Annotated in this window: 14 protein-coding genes; all 14 read left to right on the forward strand. The window is 40.9% G+C overall.

Annotated features, from left to right (window positions below; genetic code table 11):
• The 14 genes from BN161_RS26680 to BN161_RS26745 all read left to right on the forward strand — a co-directional run bounded on the left by BN161_RS26680 (position 1) and on the right by BN161_RS26745 (position 20,893).
• On the forward strand, positions 1–1,521 hold the full coding sequence (locus BN161_RS26680; protein WP_044272110.1) for an ADP-ribosylglycohydrolase family protein: 1,521 nt from the start codon (positions 1–3) through the stop codon (positions 1,519–1,521).
• A gap of 83 nt (positions 1,522–1,604) precedes the next feature.
• On the forward strand, positions 1,605–2,801 hold the full coding sequence (locus tag BN161_RS26685) for an AGE family epimerase/isomerase (protein ID WP_044272112.1): 1,197 nt from the start codon (positions 1,605–1,607) through the stop codon (positions 2,799–2,801).
• 17 nt (positions 2,802–2,818) lie between these two features.
• Complete coding sequence (locus BN161_RS26690) at positions 2,819–5,932, forward strand: SusC/RagA family TonB-linked outer membrane protein (protein ID WP_044272114.1); 3,114 nt, start codon at positions 2,819–2,821, stop codon at positions 5,930–5,932.
• 8 nt (positions 5,933–5,940) lie between these two features.
• The gene (locus tag BN161_RS26695; protein ID WP_244436632.1) at positions 5,941–7,584 is read left to right on the forward strand and encodes a RagB/SusD family nutrient uptake outer membrane protein; all 1,644 of its coding nucleotides are present in this window, start codon (positions 5,941–5,943) and stop codon (positions 7,582–7,584) included.
• 15 nt (positions 7,585–7,599) lie between these two features.
• Complete coding sequence (locus BN161_RS26700) at positions 7,600–9,018, forward strand: DUF5018 domain-containing protein (protein ID WP_044272134.1); 1,419 nt, start codon at positions 7,600–7,602, stop codon at positions 9,016–9,018.
• A gap of 79 nt (positions 9,019–9,097) precedes the next feature.
• Positions 9,098–10,759 carry a DUF4434 domain-containing protein gene (locus BN161_RS26705; RefSeq protein ID WP_044272116.1) on the forward strand — a complete coding sequence of 554 codons (1,662 nt, stop codon included), beginning with the start codon at positions 9,098–9,100 and terminating at the stop codon, positions 10,757–10,759.
• 160 nt (positions 10,760–10,919) lie between these two features.
• Complete coding sequence (locus BN161_RS26710) at positions 10,920–11,954, forward strand: glycerophosphodiester phosphodiesterase family protein (RefSeq protein WP_052356433.1); 1,035 nt, start codon at positions 10,920–10,922, stop codon at positions 11,952–11,954.
• 10 nt (positions 11,955–11,964) lie between these two features.
• Positions 11,965–12,951, forward strand: a complete 987-nt coding sequence (locus BN161_RS26715) for a metallophosphoesterase family protein (protein ID WP_044272120.1) — start codon at positions 11,965–11,967, stop codon at positions 12,949–12,951.
• A 20-nt stretch (positions 12,952–12,971) separates the two neighbouring features.
• Complete coding sequence (locus tag BN161_RS26720) at positions 12,972–14,357, forward strand: DUF4434 domain-containing protein (RefSeq protein ID WP_044272121.1); 1,386 nt, start codon at positions 12,972–12,974, stop codon at positions 14,355–14,357.
• A gap of 5 nt (positions 14,358–14,362) precedes the next feature.
• A complete protein-coding gene (locus tag BN161_RS26725) occupies positions 14,363–15,469 on the forward strand; it encodes an SGNH/GDSL hydrolase family protein (protein ID WP_044272123.1) in 1,107 nt (368 codons plus the stop codon).
• Between the two features lie 18 nt (positions 15,470–15,487).
• Complete coding sequence (locus BN161_RS26730) at positions 15,488–16,555, forward strand: DUF4434 domain-containing protein (protein WP_044272125.1); 1,068 nt, start codon at positions 15,488–15,490, stop codon at positions 16,553–16,555.
• Positions 16,552–18,075: an ADP-ribosylglycohydrolase family protein gene (locus BN161_RS26735; RefSeq protein ID WP_081743790.1), complete on the forward strand. Its 1,524-nt coding sequence runs from the start codon at positions 16,552–16,554 to the stop codon at positions 18,073–18,075. Before BN161_RS26730 ends, BN161_RS26735 begins: the two co-directional genes overlap by 4 nt.
• A 2-nt stretch (positions 18,076–18,077) precedes the next feature.
• The gene (locus BN161_RS26740; RefSeq protein ID WP_044272135.1) at positions 18,078–19,688 is read left to right on the forward strand and encodes a DUF4434 domain-containing protein; all 1,611 of its coding nucleotides are present in this window, start codon (positions 18,078–18,080) and stop codon (positions 19,686–19,688) included.
• A 152-nt stretch (positions 19,689–19,840) separates the two neighbouring features.
• Positions 19,841–20,893 carry an SIS domain-containing protein gene (locus BN161_RS26745; protein ID WP_044272127.1) on the forward strand — a complete coding sequence of 351 codons (1,053 nt, stop codon included), beginning with the start codon at positions 19,841–19,843 and terminating at the stop codon, positions 20,891–20,893.
• Positions 20,894–20,898 lie beyond the last annotated feature (5 nt).

The raw sequence follows: 20,898 nt of genomic DNA on the forward strand, positions 1-20,898 counted from the left end.
ATGAAGATTAGAAATTATTTATTGAGTGGCTGTCTTATAGCAGCATTATGTTCGTGCGGTACTTCTCAGAAGGAGAACCTGAATCTCACCCTATCGAAAGATACGCTATTCGATAAGGTAAAAGGGGCTTGGGCCGGACAAATCTTAGGATGTACCTATGGCGGTCCTACAGAGTTTCAGTATTTGTCTACCATAATTCCTGATTCTGTGGTTATACCATGGGGAAATGGGGAAATCAAGAAATGGTTTGATGGTGGAGGTGGTCTTTATGATGATGTTTACGTAGATCTGACATTTGTAGAAACTTTTGAAAGGTGTGGATTGGATGCTCCTGTCGATTCTTTTGCGGCAGCATTCTTAGCTAAAGAATATCCATTGTGTCATGCAAACCAGCAGGCTCGTTATAACCTGTTGCAAGGTTTGTCTCCCCATGCCAGTGGATATTGGAAAAACAATCCTCATGCCAATTGCTTGGATTTTCAGATTGAAGCTGACTTTGCAGGTATTATGTCGCCGGGTATGGTGAATAGTGCAGTGGATTTTTGTGACCGTATCGGACATATCATGGCTTACGGTGATGGATGGTATGGCGGAGTATACGTAGCTGCCATGTATTCTTTGGCTTATGTAAGCGATGATATTGAATACATCGTGACGGAAAGTTTGAAAGCGATCCCCCAGCAAAGTCGCTTTTATGCATGCATGACTGATGTTATAAACTGGCACAAGCAATATCCGGATGATTGGAAAAAGTGCTGGGAAGAGATTGAGAAAAAATGGGGAACTAATGACATTGCCTGCCCAGATGGTGTTGAAGTACCTTTTAATATTGAAACCTATGTAAACGGAGCCTATATCATTTTGGGATTGCTTTACGGTCAGGGCGACTTTGAAAAAACAATTGATATTTCTACACGTGCAGGACAAGATTCCGACTGTAATCCGGCTTCTTCCGGAGGCATTTTAGGAACCATGCTTGGTTATAATCGCCTTCCGGAGAAATATAAGGCGGAAATGGCAATTGTTGAAGATATGCCTTTCAATAATACTGTGAGCTTTAATAAAGGTTCTGAGTTGAGTTACGGACAGGCTTTGCAGATGATAGAAAGAGAAGGTGGAAAAGTTGGTGAGAATGAAGTTAAAATCAACTTTCAGAAGCCTGTTCCTGCAAAATTGGAAATCAGCTTTGAAGGTTTAAAACTCGATAAGAAGGTGACTGTGGATAATTGGATTGCTAACTTTCCGACTGTGGAGTTCGACGGTATAGGGGCTGTTATTAAAGGGGAACTCAAGGGTGATAATGTTCCTGAAGATTATGTTGCAGAATTAGAGGTCTATTTTAATGATAAACTGGTAGAAATCTGTAAGTTACCTTTGAAGTATAACCATCGCAAACATGAGCTGTTTTTTAATTACGAGCAGCCTTACGGAAAATACAAAGTGACTTGCAAATGGACTAATCCAGTGAAAGGAGCAGATATTTGGGTAAGAGACGTCATTACTTACACAACAGATAAATAGGTATAAATATATTGAGGAACTGGTTTATATGCATGCCGGATAAAAAACGTTTCCAGTTTCTCATCTAAAAAATTAATAGAATTATGGATTTGAAGAAATTAGCGGATCAGTATAAGGATGAACTGTTGGATAATGTTCTTCCTTTCTGGTTAGAGCACTCCCAGGATCACGAGCATGGTGGGTATTTTACCTGTCTGGACCGGAAAGGGAATGTTTTTGACACAGACAAATTTATTTGGTTACAGGGTCGTGAAGTATGGTTGTTTTCAATGCTTTATAATAAGGTAGAGAAACGCCAGGAATGGTTGGACTGTGCTATTCAGGGAGGTGAGTTCCTGAAAAAATATGGTCATGATGGAAATTATAACTGGTATTTTTCTCTTGATCGTACAGGACGTCCCTTGGTGGAACCTTATAACATTTTCTCATATACCTTTGCTGTAATGGCATTTGGACAACTCAGCCTGGCTACGGGAAATCAAGAGTATGCGGATATAGCGATGAAGACTTTCGATATTGTACTATCGAAGACCAACAATCCTAAGGGAAAATGGAATAAGCTTTATCCGGGTACACGTGAGTTGAAGAATTTTGCTTTGCCGATGATCCTATGTAATTTGGCTATGGAAATAGAGCATTTGCTGGATAAGGGTTGTCTGGAAAAGACGATGGAAGTATGCATCCATGAAGTTATGGAAGTTTTTTATCGTCCGGAACTTGGAGGCATTATTGTAGAGAATGTTCTGGCAAATGGAGAACTTTCCGATTCTTTCGAAGGACGCCAGGTTACTCCGGGCCATGATATCGAGGCAATGTGGTTCATTATGGATCTTGGGAAACGTCTGAACCGTCCGGATTTGATTGAAAAGGCGAAGAATATAACTTTGACGATGCTTGATTATGGTTGGGACAAAGAATTTGGCGGTATCTACTATTTCATGGATCGTAAAGGATGTCCACCCCAACAATTGGAATGGGATCAGAAACTGTGGTGGGTTCATATTGAAACTCTGATTTCATTGCTCAAAGGTTATCAACTGACCGGAGATAAGCAATGTCTCGATTGGTTTGAAAAGGTACATGAATATACATGGAGCCATTTCAAAGATAATGAATATCCGGAATGGTATGGTTATCTGAATAGAAGAGGTGAGGTGTTATTGCCCCTGAAAGGTGGAAAGTGGAAAGGTTGTTTCCATGTTCCCAGAGGACTTTACCAGTGCTGGCAAATCTTGGAAGATATAAATTTAGTTGCACGAAATGAAAATAAGAATTCCTAATTTTAAATTTTAATAATATGAAAAGCAAGTGTTTTGGTTTACTACTATTATTTCTATTTTCCTTAGTAAACATAGGTGCATATGCTCAGGTAAAAGTAGAGGGTAGTGTATTTGATGAGACTGATAATCCCTTGATTGGGGTATCAGTTTTTACGGAAGGTCGCAAGACCGGTACAGTGACAAATGCAGATGGACATTTTACTATTATGGTATCTGATGCTAATTCGTATTTGACTTTCTCTTACGTGGGTTATATGACTCAGAAGGTACAATTGAAAGGAAAGAAAATATTGAAGATTGTCATGAAGGAAGATACTGAATTGCTGGATGAAGTAGTAGTGGTAGGTTATGGTACACAAAAGAAAATTAATGTAACTGGTGCTATTGCTCAGGTAGACAACAAAGAGTTGAAAATGGCTCCCAGCGGTAATTTATCCTCTATGTTGGCGGGGCGTCTTCCAGGTTTGATTACTAAGCAGAGTAGTGGGCAGCCAGGTAAAGATGGTGCTAGTTTGTATATCCGTGGTAATGGTGCGGGTGATGGTGACCCTCTGATTGTAATTGATGGTGTGGTGACAGATTACTTTCCTACTTTTTCTCCCGATGAGGTGGAGTCAATCACTATTTTAAAAGATGCGACAGCGGCTGCTGTTTATGGAGTACGTGCCGCTGCTGGTGTTATCCTGATTACAACTAAACGCGGTACGGTTCAAAAACCTACAGTAACGGTTAACTCTTCAGTTACATTAAGCCAAAACACAAACTTTCCAAAGTTTTTGAATGGTCCTGATTATGCTTATTGGTATAATACAGCTCAGCGCTTGGATGGTGTAGCGGAAGAAAGTTTGCGTTTTACGGCTAATGAGATAGACCGTATTGAAAATCCGGGTGACAACGAGGCCATTTATGGTAATACTGATTGGTTTGATTTGTTATTTAAGAATGTGGCTCCTGCCTATACGAATAATGTATCTGTTTCAGGTGGTACTGAACGTTTGAAATTTTTTGCTTCTGTAGGTGCATACAATCAGGAAGGTGTTATTGATCATACCTCTTATGACAAATACAACTTCCGCTCCAATATGGATGCAAAGGTTACTGATAATTTTGATTTGTCGTTAGACTTGTCCGGTTATGTATCTGAAGATAATGAGCCGGGTGCCAGTGCTGGTAAAGGTTCTTACGCTTCTATTTTCCAGCAGGCCATGTTGTCTTATCCTTATTTGAAAGCTTATTCACCTTCGGGGTTACCTGTAGGTAGTTTAAATTTGGATGGCAATGGAAACAATAATCCGGTTGCAGCCAGGGACCTTTCAGGTAAGAATACTATTAAAAAGACATACTTCCAAGGAAATATATCTATGAAGTATAAGTTGCCGTTTGTTAAGGGACTTAGCTTAAAATTGAATGCTTCTTATGTTAAGAACTACACCATGCAGAAAAAATACTTCCTGCCTTATGATTTGGATTGTTGGAATCAGTCAACTCGTGATTGGGTTGTGCAGAAAGGACGTATTGCTAGTAAGGCTTCTTTAAATCAGTGGTTTACTGAAAGTCAAGGTTATACTATTCAACCTACTATTGAATACTCTAACAAATTTGGTAAACATGCTGTATCGGGATTGTTTTTGTATGAGTATTCCAGGACTGACGAATCAAGCTTATCTGCTGGTAGAGAAGATTTCCCTATTACCGATATTATGGACATGAGTTATGGTCTGACTGTAAACGAAAACCTTGTCAAAGGAGGTCATGGTTTGGACAGACGCGCAGGGTATGTATTCCGTTTTAACTATTCTTATGACGATAAATACTTATTGGAAGTAACTAGTAGGATTGATGCTTCTACTGCTCTCCCTAAAAAATATAGATGGGGTGTATTTCCCGGTGTATCTGTAGGATGGCGTATTTCTCAAGAAGATTTCTTTAAAGAAGCTGTTCCTTTTATGGAAAATTTGAAAGTTAGAGCGTCGGCCGGACGTTTAGGTAGTGACCGTTCCATCAGCAATACGATGACTTATTTTTCTACGGCTACTCTATCTAAAGATCCAATCGTGATATTTGGTTCCGATCCTCAGAAGTATTTAGGTTTAAGTCGTCCTATTAATCCGAATCTGAAGTGGGAATTGACAGATACTTACAATGTGGGTATTGAGTCTAGCATGTGGAATGGTTTGTTGGGGGTTGAATTGGATGTGTTTTATATGAAGACGACTCGTTCTCTTGAGAAACAGTCCGGTAATTTTCCACTTTCTTTAGGTGATTATTTTCCAGCTTATATTAATTATGGTTCGCATGATAACCGTGGTTTTGAGTTGGTATTGACACATCACAATAGGGTCAAGGATTTTAATTATTCTGTTAGAGGTAATGTGTCATGGGCACGTAATAAGATTTTGAAAATGACAGAGGATGCGAACGTTCCTAATTATATGCGTAGTACAGGACGTCCAATGGGTGAATATTGGGGATTTGTTGCAGAAGGTTTGTTCCAGACAGAAGAAGAGATTGCACATAGTGCAGTTTATGGACCTACGCTTCCAGGTGATATCAAATTGAAAGATATTAATGGTGATGGTAAAATTACGTACGATCAGGACCGTGTACCCATTGGTCGTAGCAGTACACCTGAAATGATGTTTGGCTTGAATTTGGCTGGTGAATGGAAAGGAATTGATTTTTCAATGTTATTACAAGGTGCGGCTTTGTTTGATGTCAATTTATGTGGAGTTTATGCAGACGTAGGTTATGATAATACATTCTATACTAAACCTTTCTATTGTGATGGTAATACTCCTTATTATTTGGTAGAAAATTCTTGGCGTCCTGATCATACTAACGCAGATTATCCTCGTTTGGGTATTGTATCTAGGGAAAATGGTGGTAAGATGTCTTCTTGGTGGGTTGAAGATGGTGCGTATGTACGTCTGAAGACTCTTCAGGTAGGTTATACTTTACCTTCTAAATGGACTGCAGCTGCAGGTATTAAGAAAGTACGTGCTTATTTTGCTGGTGGTAACTTATTGACTTTATCACATCTAAAGCATTTAGATCCTGAAATGCCGGGTGTAAACCAGGGTTATTATCCCCAGCAACGTACCTTTGAATTTGGATTAAATATAAGTTTTTAAAAACAAATATGATGAAATCAATTAATAAATTTCTAACAATATTAGCCGCATCTGCCGGTTTGTCGCTGGTAAGTTGCGATATTGATCCTGTTTTGACGGATAGTTATCCAGAAGATGTAGCCTGGTCAAATGCAGATAATTTGCGATTGAATTTGAATGGATTTTATTCGCTTATTGGTGGATATTACGGGAGTGAAGTAGAGAATGATGCTTGTTCAGATATCTTAAAAATGAATGGCCCGCGTGATTCGGAAAATCTGTTTGTATTCGGATCTGCTCCGATTACTCCATCTGCTAATCGGTTTGACCTGTGGAAGAATAGACATACATGGCAACTTTCTTGTTGTCGTTTCTTGCGTGATTTGAAAGAGCATCGTAGTAACTTCACAGAAGAAATTGCTCTTGAAGCTGAGGCGGAGGCACGCTTTTTTCGTGCATTGGCTAACTTTGATTTAGCAAAACGTTATGGTGCCAGTTTTATTTTATATAAAGAGTTGCCCGAGTTGGGAGAAAAAAATCATGCTCGCTGCACACCTGATGAATGTTGGGACTTTATAGCGGAAGATTTGGATTTTGCTGCTAAATACCTTCCTGCTAAATGGAATAATGGAACAAAAGATCCGTGGGGAACGGAAACTCATACTGGTCGTATCACGAAAGGGGCTGCTTATGGACTGTTGGCGCGTGCTATGCTTTATGCCGAACGTTGGAAAGCTGCTTCGGATGCTGCGCTGGAAGTTAAAAAACTGGGTTATAAGCTATACAAAAACCCAAGTCGTGAAGATAAAGGTTATGGAGAGTTGTTTACTAACAGAAGAAGTTCAGTGCTAAGCAATCAAGAAAGTATTATTGAATTTGGCTATTCTTATGATAATAAGATGGATTATTCATTCGATTATTTCTATTGCCCACCCAGTGATGGAGGTTATGCAGAGGTAAGTCCTACAGAAGATTTGGTATCAGCCTATCAGATGGCAGATGGCAGAGATTTCGATTGGACAGATCCTGTAATGGCGGCTAATCCATATTCTGGACGCGAACCACGATTCTATGCTTCTATACTTTATAATGGTTGTCAGTGGAAAGGTCAGACACTTTACACCTATGAAGGTAGTACTGATGGCTATGCTTTGGGTGGGGGAACTACTTGTACTGGCTATTATATGCGAAAACTATTTGATGAAGCATTGCCGAAAAATGGTATGCGATCTACTGATCTGACTTATTATTATATGCGCTATGCTGAAGTTCTATTGATTTATGCTGAGGCTATGGCACAACAGGATGGTGGATTGAAGGAAGCCTTGAATGCTCTGAATGAAGTCCGTGCTCGTGTTGATTTACCTGCGGTATCGGCAAGTACCAAGACGGAATTTATGAAGCTGCTTCGACGTGAAAGAATGATTGAATTGGCATTTGAAGGACATCGTTTCTGGGATCTCCGCCGTTGGGGGTTAGGTACTACAGTGTTGAATGGCACCCATATGAAAGGTGTTAAACCAATGAAAGTAGGTGATAAATTTGAGTATCAGCTTGTGGATTGTGACGGTGGTTCAACACGCGTGTATCTGGAGAAGTACAATCGTTTCCCTATTCCACTGGGGGAATTGCAACAGAATACATCATGTGAACAGTTTGATGAATGGAAATAATAAAAAATGAATGCTATGAAATTACTTAATAAATATACAGCAATAATATGTCTGTTTGTAGCAGCTTTAACTTCATGTGAATCTCCTGATTTGTCTGAAGGGCGTACAGACCAAGTAAAAGGATTGTTGAATGTGACAATCAAGATTCCAGATAATCCGGCTGAATTTACGGCAACAAAGAAAGGACCTTATGAAGAAGGTGAAGAAATAACAGTGAAAGTGCCCACGACGGATGAAGAACCTTTGGATTTGACACGCTTGATTTGCACTGTTAGTTTGGAGCATAATTGTTATGTGGAAACGCCGCTAACGGGAGAAACTGATTTTACGGAACCGTTGAAAATTACTGTAATTGATGTACAAGGTAATCGTCATAATAACACGATTAAGATTTTGCCTACACCACCTAAAACTAAGTTTACTAAAGTTTGGGATAAAAATGCAGTAGAATTGAATATAAATGACCGTAATCTTTCTGGCTTGGCTATGAATGATAAATATTTAGCAGTACAGTTATATGATGGCAATATCTATAGATATGATAAGAAGAGTGGTTCTGCAATTGATGTTGTACCATCTGCAAGATCGTTTATGATGAAAGCTGATGTAGATGATGCTGGACATCTGATTACTGCTCGTGAAAATATTTATGGTGCCGGATTTATGGTATATTATTATTCTGAAGAAGATAATGAACATCATTTGCTACTGGATTATACAAATGACGATGGATGTCCGGAAGATTTGGGATATGAAATAAGTGTGATTGGTGATGTAACGAATGGGAAATCATTTATTTATGGTATGGCTCCTGGAACAATGACTATCTATTATTGGGAGCTGATGGATGGTGAATTGGTAACTCCGGCTGCTGAGCCTAATACATTGCGCTATGGACCGGCTGGAGGTAATTGGGATCGAGCCCAAATACAACGTGCTTCATTGGATGCTAATTCAGACCATTATATTTCATACTATATACCATCAACTGACGATGCGGATGATGAATATCGGAAAGAAAAGAAGGGAAGCCGTTTTAATATCTTCTCGCCATATATGGAGATAAATGAGCTTAATCCACAGAATCATTCTTATAAAATTTTGGATTTCAAAGTATTCACAGTGAATGACGATATATTCTTGGCTACCATTGAACAGAATTATACAGCATGGTCTAATGCTAAAGTTCAAGTTTTTGAGATTACGAATCGCAATAAGATGGAATTAACTGCTGAAGATGCAGGATATGATGAACTCTGCTTATTTACTGGTGATGAAATTGCTCCTACCAACTATAACCGTTGGGGTGACATCGCTGTCTACAAAGAACAGACAGCCACTGGATATGATGTTTACATAGCATCAACAGTCGTAGGTTATGATGCAACTGAGTCAAGAATCAGAATGTATAAGATGAGTTACTATCCGCAATAATCTTTTAAAGTAGAGTGCTGCTAATCACAGCACTCTATTGAAAGAATTATTAGTTACAACAATTTTAAATTTATGAATTATGAGAACATCTTTATTTTTTATATGTCTGTTGGGCGTATTCTTATGTTCCTGCGGTGACGATATACATAAGGGGTATAGAGCGCCAGGTTACGATCAGGTTTTGGAGAAGCAGAGAATACTTAATAATACGAAAGCAGTAAAGTCTATTAACTCTTATGATGAACTGGGGTGTGAGATTTATGATATACCTAAAAGAGAAGAAGGTAAAGCATTTCTTGATTATGAATTGGGAGATGATCAGAAAGAAGGAACCGGCAGTTTTAAGTTGATATATAACTTTACAGGTAACTCTACGGCAGATGCTCCTGAGTGTGTGTACTTTGGACAGAGATGGGGTGATTATAGAGTAGATTTGTCATTTCATCCATTGGGACTTTCTATTTGGGTAAAGGGTAAGAAAGGTAATAAAGGTTTGTTCCGGTTTATTATCATGGAGGATGAAAAGCAGTTTAATGCTGATGCTCCCCATGATTATACTCGTAAACGTTGGTCATATTTTGCTTATGAAGATGCGGAAGTCTTGTCAAAGGAGGGGTGGAATCGCATAATTATGCCTTACAGTGCTTTCAAACTTTACCGGAAAGGAGAAGGAACTACATCTAATGAATTGTTGATGAATCGTAATGAAGGGTTCCGTATCGAAATTGAGAATACTACGAACGAAGCTTGTAGCGGAGAATTTCAGATTGATAATTTGGAGCAATTGACCTCTTATGAACTGAAAGTAGGTAAACCGAAATTTTCCAGTATATTTATTCAGCTGAATAAAGAAGCTTATGAGAATGAGGATTGGGATCAGCAATTTCAAGATAGTCGTGCGGTTGGCATTGATACATGGATTATTCAGTATTCTGAACAGTTCACCGGTAATGATGATGATACGAATGTTTCATTCTATAAGAATACTAATTTACCTTGGGTACAAGTTAAATGTGATATCATTGATAAAATGTTTGAAGCAGCAGAACGTAATGGAATGAAAATTATTCTGGGGTTGTATCCTGGAGATTACAGTAAAACTAATACTGCTGATCCGACCAAGTATAACACTAATCTGGAGAGAAACAAAATGCTTTTCGATGAAGTTTACGAGCAATTTGGTAATAATCCGTGTTTAGTGGGATGGTACATTACAGAGGAGTTTCATGATGGTTCTTATCCTGTAGGTTGGCAACAAGAACCGGCTTTATCTATGTTGGCAAAATATTTGGAAGGAGTGGCTTCTTATATTAAGCAGAAGTCTGATAAACCTGTTTCAATAGCACCTGCATTATGGAGAGGTATGCCTGCCGATCTTTGTGGAGAATGGTTTGGACGAATTTTTGCACAGACTCCTAACATTGATTATTTGTATCTTCAAGATATAGGTGGACGTTGTTTGGTTGACTTTGATGTAGATTTGCCAAACTGGTATGCGGAAATAAAGAAAGCTTGTGATGCTAACGGAGTTAAATTCGGTGTAGATATTGAATCTTTCAAGAGTTGTAACTGTCCCAATATAGGCTATAAAGCTAAGGATTGGAGTGAATTGAAAGAGCAATTGTTTGTAGCGGGTCTGTTTACTGAGTATATAACAAACTTCAGCTGGGTAACTTTTAAGAAAGGAACGAATAACTACGCTGGTTATAAACAGTATTTGGAAGATAACGGTCTTTTGTAAGAGATAATATCTTTATTCCGATAGGATGTAGCTCCTTAGGATGACTACACCATAAAACTAAAAGGGCTACACTCTTTAGGGTATAAGGTTACGCCATCCTGATAAAAAGGTGTAGCCCTTTTATATTGTTAATGTGAATATTTGTTATTGATAGAATACAATGAAGAATGCAATATTTATAATAGGAATGTTCATCAGCTCTATTACGGTAAAAGCTGGTGATATTTCAAACTTCGTACTGGATAATTATCTGATTCCGGTAGATCAACCGGGAAAGATAATTGGGTATATTTATCCGGCACCAGCAAATATTCGTTTGTTAAGTGATACTTCTTCACTTTTTCGGATTGATTTTAAAAAGAAGGCAATCTGCTTGAAAAAGAATAAGGCATTATCGGTTGGACAGATGAGTTATCGTTATGGCATTACTCTTTTAATTGATGGAAAAGAATGTGAATTTGAATTGCTAAAAGACGGATTTAGCAAAAATAAGGTCGTGGCTCATCGTGGTGCCTGGAGGAAAAAAGGTGTATTACAAAATTCCGTACGTTCTTTTCAAAATGCAGTGGAATTGGGTTGTCAAGGGTCTGAAATGGATGTTTGGTTAACTGCTGATAATAAAGTAGTTCTTTCTCATGATCCACATGTGTATGGATTGGAAGTTGAAAATATCACTTCTTTGCAATTATTTCAACAAACTATCAATGAGAAAGATCCCGTACCCTCACTTCAGGAACTTTTGATGGTTGCAAGAGCACAGAATATCACTCATCCGGTTATTGAAATAAAAGATTCTCAGAAAGGATGGGAGCGTACGTTACAGTTGACAGACTCCGTGGTGAATATTGTTCATCGTATGAAGATGCAAGGATATGTAGAGTATATTAGTTTCAATTATGAAGTCTTGAAGCGTATTCGTGAATTGGACCCTACAGCCAAAACTCTTTATTTATGGGAAGGAAAAAAACAATTGGGAGATCTGATCAAAGATCGTATTTCAGGAATTGATTATTCGTATTATGCTTATCGGCAGGATAAAAACTTAGTAAAAAACGCCAAGAGTATGGGGTTACTTACAAATGTCTGGACAGTGAATGATGCGGAAGAATTGCTACTCTACTATCAACAAGGGGTAGATTATATCACGACTGATGAACCGGAGTTATTATTGAAAATTATAAATAGTTTAAATTGATATTTATATTATGTATAGAATTTTTTTGTGTTTGATGGCAGTACTGAATTTTACTGCACTTTTTGCTCAGAAGAGCATATTGAAGTTTAATGCTGATGGTAATTTTAAGATAGTGCAATTTACCGATACTCATTATAAAGTTGATGATCAGGCAAATTCTCAAATAGCTTTAGATCGCATGAATGAGGTTTTGGATACAGAAAAACCTGATTTTGTAATATTTACGGGAGATGTTGTGGTATCCAATGAATCTTTCAAAGGGCTGGATATTGTTCTGGAGCCTTGCATCAAACGTAATATTCCTTATGCTGTTGTATTTGGCAATCATGATGATGAGTATGATCATACACGTCCGGAACTATATGATTATATTGCAAAGAAGAAAGGTTGTTTGATGCCGGTTCGTACTACTGAAATGGCTCCTGACTATGTGTTAACGGTAAAATCATCAAAAGATAAAAATAAGGATGCAGCAGTGTTGTATTGCATTGATTCTCATTCTTATACAAGTATAAAGTCTGTACCGGGGTATGATTGGATAAAGTTTGATCAGATTGCTTGGTATAGAGAACAAAGTCGGAAATTTACGAAACAAAATGGTGGTGAACCGATTCCTGCACTTGCATTCTTCCATATTGCTATACCTGAATATAGAGATGCCGTAATGGAAGAAAAAAACAGATTGTTTGGAGTGAGAGGAGAGGGAGTGGCTTGCCCAACCACAAATTCTGGATTTTTCACCTCGGTTAAGGAATGTGGCGATATAATGGGGATGTTTGTCGGACATGATCACGATAATGATTATGCAGTGGCTTATAAAGAAGTATTACTGGCCTATGGACGTTACACTGGTGGGAATACAGTTTATAATGATTTGCCTTCCAATGGTGCTCGTGTGATTGTTCTGAAGGAAGGGGAGCGTAAGTTTAATACTTATATTCGTATTGCTAATGGCGAAATAGAATCTTTTGTGTCCTATCCTGATAATTTCTTTTAATTTGATAAAACCATAAAAATATGAAGTATATATTTCTTATTCTTTTTTCTTTGTTCAGTCTGGTAAGTTTGCAGGCAGAGAATAAAGTGAGCTTAACTTTAATACCTCCGGGAAAAATCACCAATAAGGTCGATCTGGATATCCGCGGTGGTATTGTGAACGAAAGTGCTTCACAACAGACTTATCAGGTAGCTTTGTATTGGAATAAAGAGAATAAGGATGCACTGTTATACGAAACGGTTGTGACAATCCCTGCCGGAAAGGCCGAAACGGTGAAGGTGGTTATACCTACCAAGGACCGGGTGGGGAAGAATAAAGTGATCTTCAAAGTGGCTAATGAAGGCAAGGCCTATCGGAAGACAAAGGATATAGAAGTGATTGAATCGGACATTCGCTCTATCCAACAGATATCCGGTGCCTGGACGGGCATCTATCACTGGAGTGAAATCGAAGGAAAACATTGGAATCAGGATATCAAGAAGATGACCGATGATCAGTGGAGAGAGTTGATCCGTTCCATGAATAAGCTGGAAATGAATATGGTGGTTATACAGGAAGTTTTCCGTAATGAAGAATATGTAGGCAAGCATACTACCAATGTGGATAACTATGTAGGTAAAGCCTTCTATCCTTCCAAACTGTATCCCGGTCGTATGGAACTTACAGCCAAAGACCCGATTGAGGCCATCCTGACGGAAGCCGATAAACAGGGCATGAATGTACTGATGGGAGTGGGTATGTTTGCTTGGTTCGACTTTACCCCCGAATCTCTGGAATGGCACAAGCGGGTGGCTAAAGAACTGTGGGATATGTATGGTCACCATGAATCCTTTTATGCCTTCTATGTGTCCGAAGAGAGTGGCGGTGGTCTGGATAACTGGGAACAACGCCCTGAGATGCGTAAAAAGAGAAAAGACGATATCGTGAATTTCTTCAAAGAGTTTAAGGCTTACTGTAACGGATTTGCACCGGACAAACCGATCATGTTGGCTACCAACAGTTTTGAAGTTCCCAACGGAATGGATACGTATCCGGCACTTATGGAACATCTGGATATCTTGTGTCCATTCGGATTTGCCCGTATGCCGGATGGTGATCTGACCGGTAAGGAAGCGGCTAACATGTTGCAGAAAGTTTGTGATGAGGCTAAAGCTCATTTGTGGTTCGACCTGGAAGTATTCCTGTTCAATCCGGATAACTCCCTCTATCCCCGTCCGGTAGAAGAAATCATCCGTGACCTGAACCTGTTTGATAACTTCGAGAAGATTCTTTGCTATCAGTTCCCGGGTGTATTCAATGATCCGAAGATGTCTATCCGTGTGGGCGAAGCACGCACTATCGACTTGTTCAACGGATACATGAAATACCTGAAAGAATTGAAAGCTAAAAATAAGAAACGTAAATAAGGAAAATGATGAAACGTTATTGTCTATATCTGTTTATCCTGATAGGGATAAGTTGTTCTGCGGAACTGAAAGCTCAAAGAAACGGAACTGTTTACAAGGGGAATGATCCTGCCGTGCGGTATACCGGCAGAACGTTGGTTTCCCCCGATGGTTCGGTAGCTTTCGACTGGGTAGGCACTTATCTGGAAACCCGTTTTACTGGTGGAAAGCTGTCAGTGAAAGTTTCTGAAACAGGAACGAGTTATTATAATGTATTTGTTGATGGCAAACTGCATAAAGTCGTGAAAGTATGCGGAACGGATACATTGATCCATTTGGTATCGGGCATAGACAAGCGCATTCATAGTTTGAAGATACAGAAACGTTCCGAAGGCGAATTCGGCAAGACAACTGTTCATCAGTTTGTCTTGTCCGGTTCGGGACGCCTGGCGGAAGAGCCGGCAGTACGCACACGGCATATCGAGTTTATTGGAAACTCACTCACCTGCGGATATGGCACAGACGGGAAACATCGCGATGAACCTTTCCTGGTGGAGACGGAAAATTGTAATCTCACATTTGCCTCTATGATAGCCCGTTACTATGATGCGGACTATACACTGATTGCCCATTCCGGTAGAGGAGCCGCTCGCAATTATGGCGATTCGGTACGCGTGTCGAAGGTTACGATGAAAGACCGGATGTTGAATACCTTTGACGAAGATCTTACTCATAAATGGAATTTTAAGGGATATCGTCCGGATCTGGTAGTTATCAATTTAGGTTCCAATGATTTCTCAACGGAGCCCCATCCTTACAAAAGCGAGTTCACCAAAGCATACAAACAGATCCTTGCACAACTGCGTGAGCATTATGGAGATATTCCCATATTGTGCATTTACCCTGTAGCTATGCAAGCTCCTGTATTCAGTTATTATGAAGCGATAATAAACGAAGTGAATGATCCGAAAGTCTTTCTACTGAAATTGGATAAGAATCTCTATAACCGGACTACCGACCTGGGGGCTGCATGGCATCCCAGATATTCGGGACATAAGAAAATGGCGATGTGGATGATTCCTTATATCTCTACGATTATGGGCTGGGATCTGACGGATAGAGTGATTGAGTAAACCTGAAAAAGACAAGAGATGCGAAGACGTGACTTTATAAAATACCTGGGATTAGGGGGCGTTGCCATGTTAGCCATGCCTCAATCTATACGTGCAGCCTCTTCGGCTGTTGCAGTGCCATCTTCATGCAAAAAGCTGAAACCCATTTCCGGTTCCTGGTTTGAGTTCCGGCATTCGGCTTCGGAAGGGGGAAACTGGAATAAGGCATTGACGCATTTTACTGCCGACCAGTGGCGGCGGAAGATTTTTGAAATGCATGAGATTGGAATGGAGTATCTGGTTATGATGGGTGTAGCCCTGGATGGAAAACCGTTCTATCCTTCACAGATAGCTCCTCAAATCCCGATGGGATGTGAAGATCCTTTGGAGGCGGTACTTGCTGCTGCCGATGAATGTGGCATCAAGTTCTTTGTGAGCAATGATTTCTGGGGAGAGTTGGATGCTTATACCATGATGATAGACAAAGGCGTGCAGAAGTTACGTTTTCGTTCTATGGAAGAGGTGGCTCAAAAATACTCCCATCACGAAAGTTTCTACGGGTGGTATTTCCCGAACGAAGCCCAGTTGCAACCCTATTTCATTGATGAGTGCGTGAAGTACGTCAATGATTGTGCGGACTTTGCCCAAAGGTTAACTCCGAACTGTGTCAATCTGATAGCCCCGTACTTCATTAAAGAAGCACGTTTCGATGATTATTTTGTCCGCCAGTTAGAGAAAATGAATATTGATATCATTGCCTACCAGGATGGAGTTGGAGTGAACCATACCGCATTGGAAGATTCCGCCAGATTCTATGAAATCTTGTACAAGGCTCATGAGAAAGCTTCCAGAGCAAGACTATGGGCTGACATGGAACTGTTCTATTTTGAAGATGGGGACGGAGGCAATTTGTTGCCTGCCGACTTCGACAAACGCATTATCAGGCAGATGGAGAATATCTCTCCGTTTGTAGATAAGATTCTCTGCTATCAGTATATCGGTATCATGAATAAACCCGGTACTGATATTATTGCCGGACATCCGGATTCCCTGCGTCTGTATGAACAATACAGTGCGTGGTACAACCAGTATAAAAACAAGAAATGAGTATGTTGAAAAGAAATAGATTATGGCTCCTGATGGCTTTCTTCTTTATAGCCGATCTGGCTGCCGCCGTTCATAAAGGAAATAAAGAAGTGGTTCTGTCCGAGCAGAGCCTGCGTGATAAAGTGAAAGGTGCCTGGGCGGGTCAGACCTTGGGATGCAGTTACGGGGGACCTACTGAGTTTAAATTCCTGGGAACTATCATTCAGGATTATATTCCCATTCCCTGGGATAAGCATACGGTCAAGAATTGGTATGATACCTTTCCCGGTTTGTATGATGATGTTTATGTGGATCTGACTTTTGTGGAAGTCTTCGAAAGATGCGGGCTGGATGCTCCGGTTGATTCTTTTGCGATGGCTTTTGGGCGGACAGAATATCCGTTGTGGCATGCCAACCAGGTAGCCCGCTACAATCTGTTGCAGGGAATGAAAGCACCCCAGAGTGGTTACTGGAAGAATAACCCTCATGCACATTGCATCGACTTCCAGATTGAAGCGGATTTTGCCGGGATTATGTCACCGGGAATGCCTAATCAGGCCGCTGAAATCTGCGATAGGGTGGGGCATATCATGTCCTATGGTGAAGGATGGTATGGCGGAGTTTATGTGGCAGCCATGTACTCTCTGGCTTATGTCAGCAATGATATAGAATATATTGTAAAAGAAGCGTTGAAGGTGATACCGGAAGAAAGCGATTTCCACAAATGTATGTCGGACGTAATTCGCTGGCACAGGAAATATCCGAAAGACTGGAAACGAACCTGGTTCGAGTTGCAGAACAAGTGGAGCGAAGAAATCAGTTGTCCCGAAGGCATTCATAATTCCTTTAATATCGGTACGAAGATAAACGGTGCCTATATACTCCTGGGCTTGCTTTACGGACAGGGGGATTTCACAAAGACCATAGATATCGCCACGCGTGCCGGTCAGGACTCTGATTGTAATCCGGCTTCAGCCGCAGGCATCCTGGGAACCATGATAGGATACAGCAACATCCCCGAATCCTGGAAAGAAGCTTTGTATGAAGTAGAAGACATACCTTTCTCTAATACGGATATCAGTCTGAATAAAGCCTATGACATGACGTACAGACATGCCAGCGAGATGTTGCAAAAACATGGAAACGGGAAGGTAGGAACAGACTTCATAATCAGACGGGAGAACATCAGCCCTGTTGCTTTGGAAGTAGCTTTTGAGAATCTGAAAGTGAGCGATAAACTTACAATAGAGAAATCCATAGATGATGTAAATCCCTTCTCTTTCGAAGGAACCGGACTGGTTGTAAAAGGATATGTGGCAGGTGGGCTTCCGGCGGACTATACGGCGGAGATGGATGTATATATCGATGGACAGTTCTATGAAACAACCGCCTTGCCCCAATATATCAATCACCGGAAGTGTGAATTGTTCTTCTGCTATGACCGTCCTGTAGGGAAGCACACTGTAACTTTTAAATGGAAAAATCCCGTATCGAACGGGAAAATATGGATAACCGAAGTAATAATCTATACAACGAAATAAATATGAAAAATATACTATCCCTAATCAGTATTTCTTCTCTGCTGCTTGTGTTGGCGGCTTGCGGTAGTAAGCAGGCCCCCACAGCAGAGGAGATAGTAGCAAAAGCACGTGCGGTAAAGACTTTGAATGCTTACGACGAGATGAGCTGTGTGGTGTACGAAATGAAGGGACTTCCCGAGTCACCGCAAACCTCGATAGACCGTTTTATCAGCGATGACTGTGTGGAGGGAACGGGAAGCTTCGAGCTTAAATACTCTTTCTCCGGCAATGCGTCCGGAACCGAATCCGTATATATCCAGCAGAGTGGGGGAGACTATCGCAGTGATTTGTCTTTCCATCCGTTGGGACTTTCCATCTGGGTGAAAGGTAATAAGAATAATAAAGGTACATTCCGTTTCATGCTTATTCAGGATGTGGATCAGTTTACGCAGGATGCGCTTCATGACAAAGAACGCTGGCAGTTCTTCGAGTATGTGGATAAGGATATACTGACCAAGGAAGAATGGACACGTGTAGTGATGCCTTATGAGGCCTTTACTTTTGCCAAAGGGCGTGATCTGGGCGAAAACAAACTGGTTCTGAACCGTCTTGAAGGTTATCGTCTTGAAATCACGAACGATGATAACAGCGCGTGTACAGGTGAGTTTTGCATCGACAATCTGGAGCAACTGACCTCTTATACTCCTGAATTCAAGGGAACTCCCAAGTTCTCCAGTGTTTTCATTCAGCTGAATGGCGTCTATAAAGAGACAAACTGGGATGAAGAATTCAAAGCAAGCCGTGAAGTGGGCATTGACACTTGGATTATCCAGTATGCCGAAGGTTTCAATGACCGCACGGAAGAAAAATCTTCTTTCTATTCGCCGACAAATCTGCCGTGGGTGACCAAGCAATATGATATCATGAACCGAATGTTCGATGCTGCCGAGCGTAACGGGATGAAGCTGATTGTCGGACTATATCCCGGTGATTACAGCAAGGAAGATACTACAAAACCGGAACAATATGAATTTCTGGTGGAGCGTAATAAACAAGTATTCGATGAACTGTTTGCCCTTTGGGGGAATCATCCCAGCCTGGCGGGATGGTACATAACCGAAGAATTTCATGACGGTTCGTATCCGGTAGGCTGGCAGCAGGAACCTGCCTTGTCTATGCTGGCTAATTATTTGCAGACAGTGGCGGCTTATGTGAAGTCGAAGTCTCCGAAAGAAGTCTGCATAGCTCCTGCTTTGTGGAGGGGAATGCCCGCTGACCTCTGCGGAAAATGGTTTGGTAAGATATTTGCCCAGACTCCCGATATAGATGTACTTTATCTTCAGGATATAGGCGGACGTTGTCTGGTAGATTTTGATGTGGACCTGCCCAACTGGTTTGCTGAAATAAAGAAGGCTTGTGATGCAAACGGAGTCATCTTCGGAGTAGACATTGAGTCGTTCAAGGAGTGCTGGTGCCCGCGCATCACCATGAGAACCAAACCCTGGGTGGAGTTGGAAGAGCAATTAAGAGTGGCCGGCATGTTTACCGATCATATCACGAATTTCAGTTGGGCCACCTTCAAACCGGGAACAGATACCTATGAAGGGTATAAGAAATATCTTGAAAGAAACTAAGCAATCATACTAAAAGCAAAGTTTCTCGGTGTGAAACAAGCAGTTTCATCACTTGAAACAAAGGGGTTCATGCAATGAAACTCTCTGTTTCGCCCGATGAAACTGAAAGAAACTAATGGTATGCTCAATCAGTAAACGGGAAATACTTGATTATGAATAAGTTTTTAGAAGAAATACAGGAACAACCGGAAGCACTGAAACAGACTTTCTGCTATTACCGTTCGGAAGAAGGAAAGAAAAGTTTGAAGACTGTCTGTGCCTTATGGAAATCCGGTGAATATGACAGGATCGTATTTACCGGTATGGGAAGCTCTTATTTCATTTCGCAGGCAGCAGCTACCCTGCTTTCGGCAGACTCCATTCCGGCGTTTGCTGTCAATGCGGGCGAATTGCTGCATTTTCAGCATCCGGCATTGACGAGCCGTACTTTGTTGGTTGCCATTTCACAGTCGGGAGAGAGTTACGAGGTGATTGAGCTTCTTAAAAAGCAAAGCCACCTGCAACTTACCATCATAGGGATTACCAATGAGGCCGAAAGCTCTTTGGCCCGGATGGCTACCTGTCCTTTGCTGTGCAAAGCCGGGAAAGAGGACATGACCTCTACAAAAACCTTCATCACCACCTATCTGGTGATTAATCTGCTTGCCCAAGCCTTGAAAGGCAATGAGGTGAGTGAAGAGGCTTTGAATAAAGTGGTGAAAGAGGTTGAGCGTCAGCTTGCAGAACAAGAAACATACCTGTCTCATTCGCTCAGCTTCCTGAGGGGGCATCGGTTTATGCAAGTGATAGGACGGGGAACTGTTTTTGCAACAGTCTCTCAAACTGCGCTCATGTTTATGGAAGCTACCAAAACTCCTGCTTCTGCATTATTGGGCGGAGAGTTTCGGCACGGGCCGTTGGAGATGGTCAATCCCGATTTCCTTTGCATTATTTATGCCCATTCGCAGTCGGGTGTCTATCCTCAACTTGTGAAGCTGGCATCGGATGTGCTGAACTTTAAAGGTAAAGTAATTCTGGTATCGGATATAGCTTCAGGCATTGAAGACGAAGGATTGCTGGAAATCAACGTTTGCTGCGAGCACTCTGACTGGTTTGCTATTCCATCCATTATTCCCGTTCAGCTAATGGTGAATGCATGGGCGGAAGAGATGAATCTGGTGCCCGGCAGTTTTATGCACGGTGCAAAAGTAACCGCAATAGAATAATGGAA

It is taken from the genome of Bacteroides timonensis (assembly GCF_000513195.1).
Taxonomy (GTDB): domain Bacteria; phylum Bacteroidota; class Bacteroidia; order Bacteroidales; family Bacteroidaceae; genus Bacteroides; species Bacteroides timonensis.

What these genes read in the sequence shown, in the direction of transcription:
- BN161_RS26730 (WP_044272125.1), top strand. Translation starts at nt 15,488, where the DNA reads ATGCGAAGACGTGACTTTATAAAATACCTGGGATTAGGGGGCGTTGCC.
- BN161_RS26735 (WP_081743790.1), top strand. Translation starts at nt 16,552, where the DNA reads ATGAGTATGTTGAAAAGAAATAGATTATGGCTCCTGATGGCTTTCTTC.
- BN161_RS26690 (WP_044272114.1), top strand. Translation starts at nt 2,819, where the DNA reads ATGAAAAGCAAGTGTTTTGGTTTACTACTATTATTTCTATTTTCCTTA.
- BN161_RS26745 (WP_044272127.1), top strand. Translation starts at nt 19,841, where the DNA reads ATGAATAAGTTTTTAGAAGAAATACAGGAACAACCGGAAGCACTGAAA.
- BN161_RS26695 (WP_244436632.1), top strand. Translation starts at nt 5,941, where the DNA reads ATGATGAAATCAATTAATAAATTTCTAACAATATTAGCCGCATCTGCC.
- BN161_RS26715 (WP_044272120.1), top strand. Translation starts at nt 11,965, where the DNA reads ATGTATAGAATTTTTTTGTGTTTGATGGCAGTACTGAATTTTACTGCA.
- BN161_RS26685 (WP_044272112.1), top strand. Translation starts at nt 1,605, where the DNA reads ATGGATTTGAAGAAATTAGCGGATCAGTATAAGGATGAACTGTTGGAT.
- BN161_RS26720 (WP_044272121.1), top strand. Translation starts at nt 12,972, where the DNA reads ATGAAGTATATATTTCTTATTCTTTTTTCTTTGTTCAGTCTGGTAAGT.
- BN161_RS26710 (WP_052356433.1), top strand. Translation starts at nt 10,920, where the DNA reads ATGAAGAATGCAATATTTATAATAGGAATGTTCATCAGCTCTATTACG.
- BN161_RS26680 (WP_044272110.1), top strand. Translation starts at nt 1, where the DNA reads ATGAAGATTAGAAATTATTTATTGAGTGGCTGTCTTATAGCAGCATTA.
- BN161_RS26725 (WP_044272123.1), top strand. Translation starts at nt 14,363, where the DNA reads ATGATGAAACGTTATTGTCTATATCTGTTTATCCTGATAGGGATAAGT.
- BN161_RS26705 (WP_044272116.1), top strand. Translation starts at nt 9,098, where the DNA reads ATGAGAACATCTTTATTTTTTATATGTCTGTTGGGCGTATTCTTATGT.
- BN161_RS26700 (WP_044272134.1), top strand. Translation starts at nt 7,600, where the DNA reads ATGAAATTACTTAATAAATATACAGCAATAATATGTCTGTTTGTAGCA.
- BN161_RS26740 (WP_044272135.1), top strand. Translation starts at nt 18,078, where the DNA reads ATGAAAAATATACTATCCCTAATCAGTATTTCTTCTCTGCTGCTTGTG.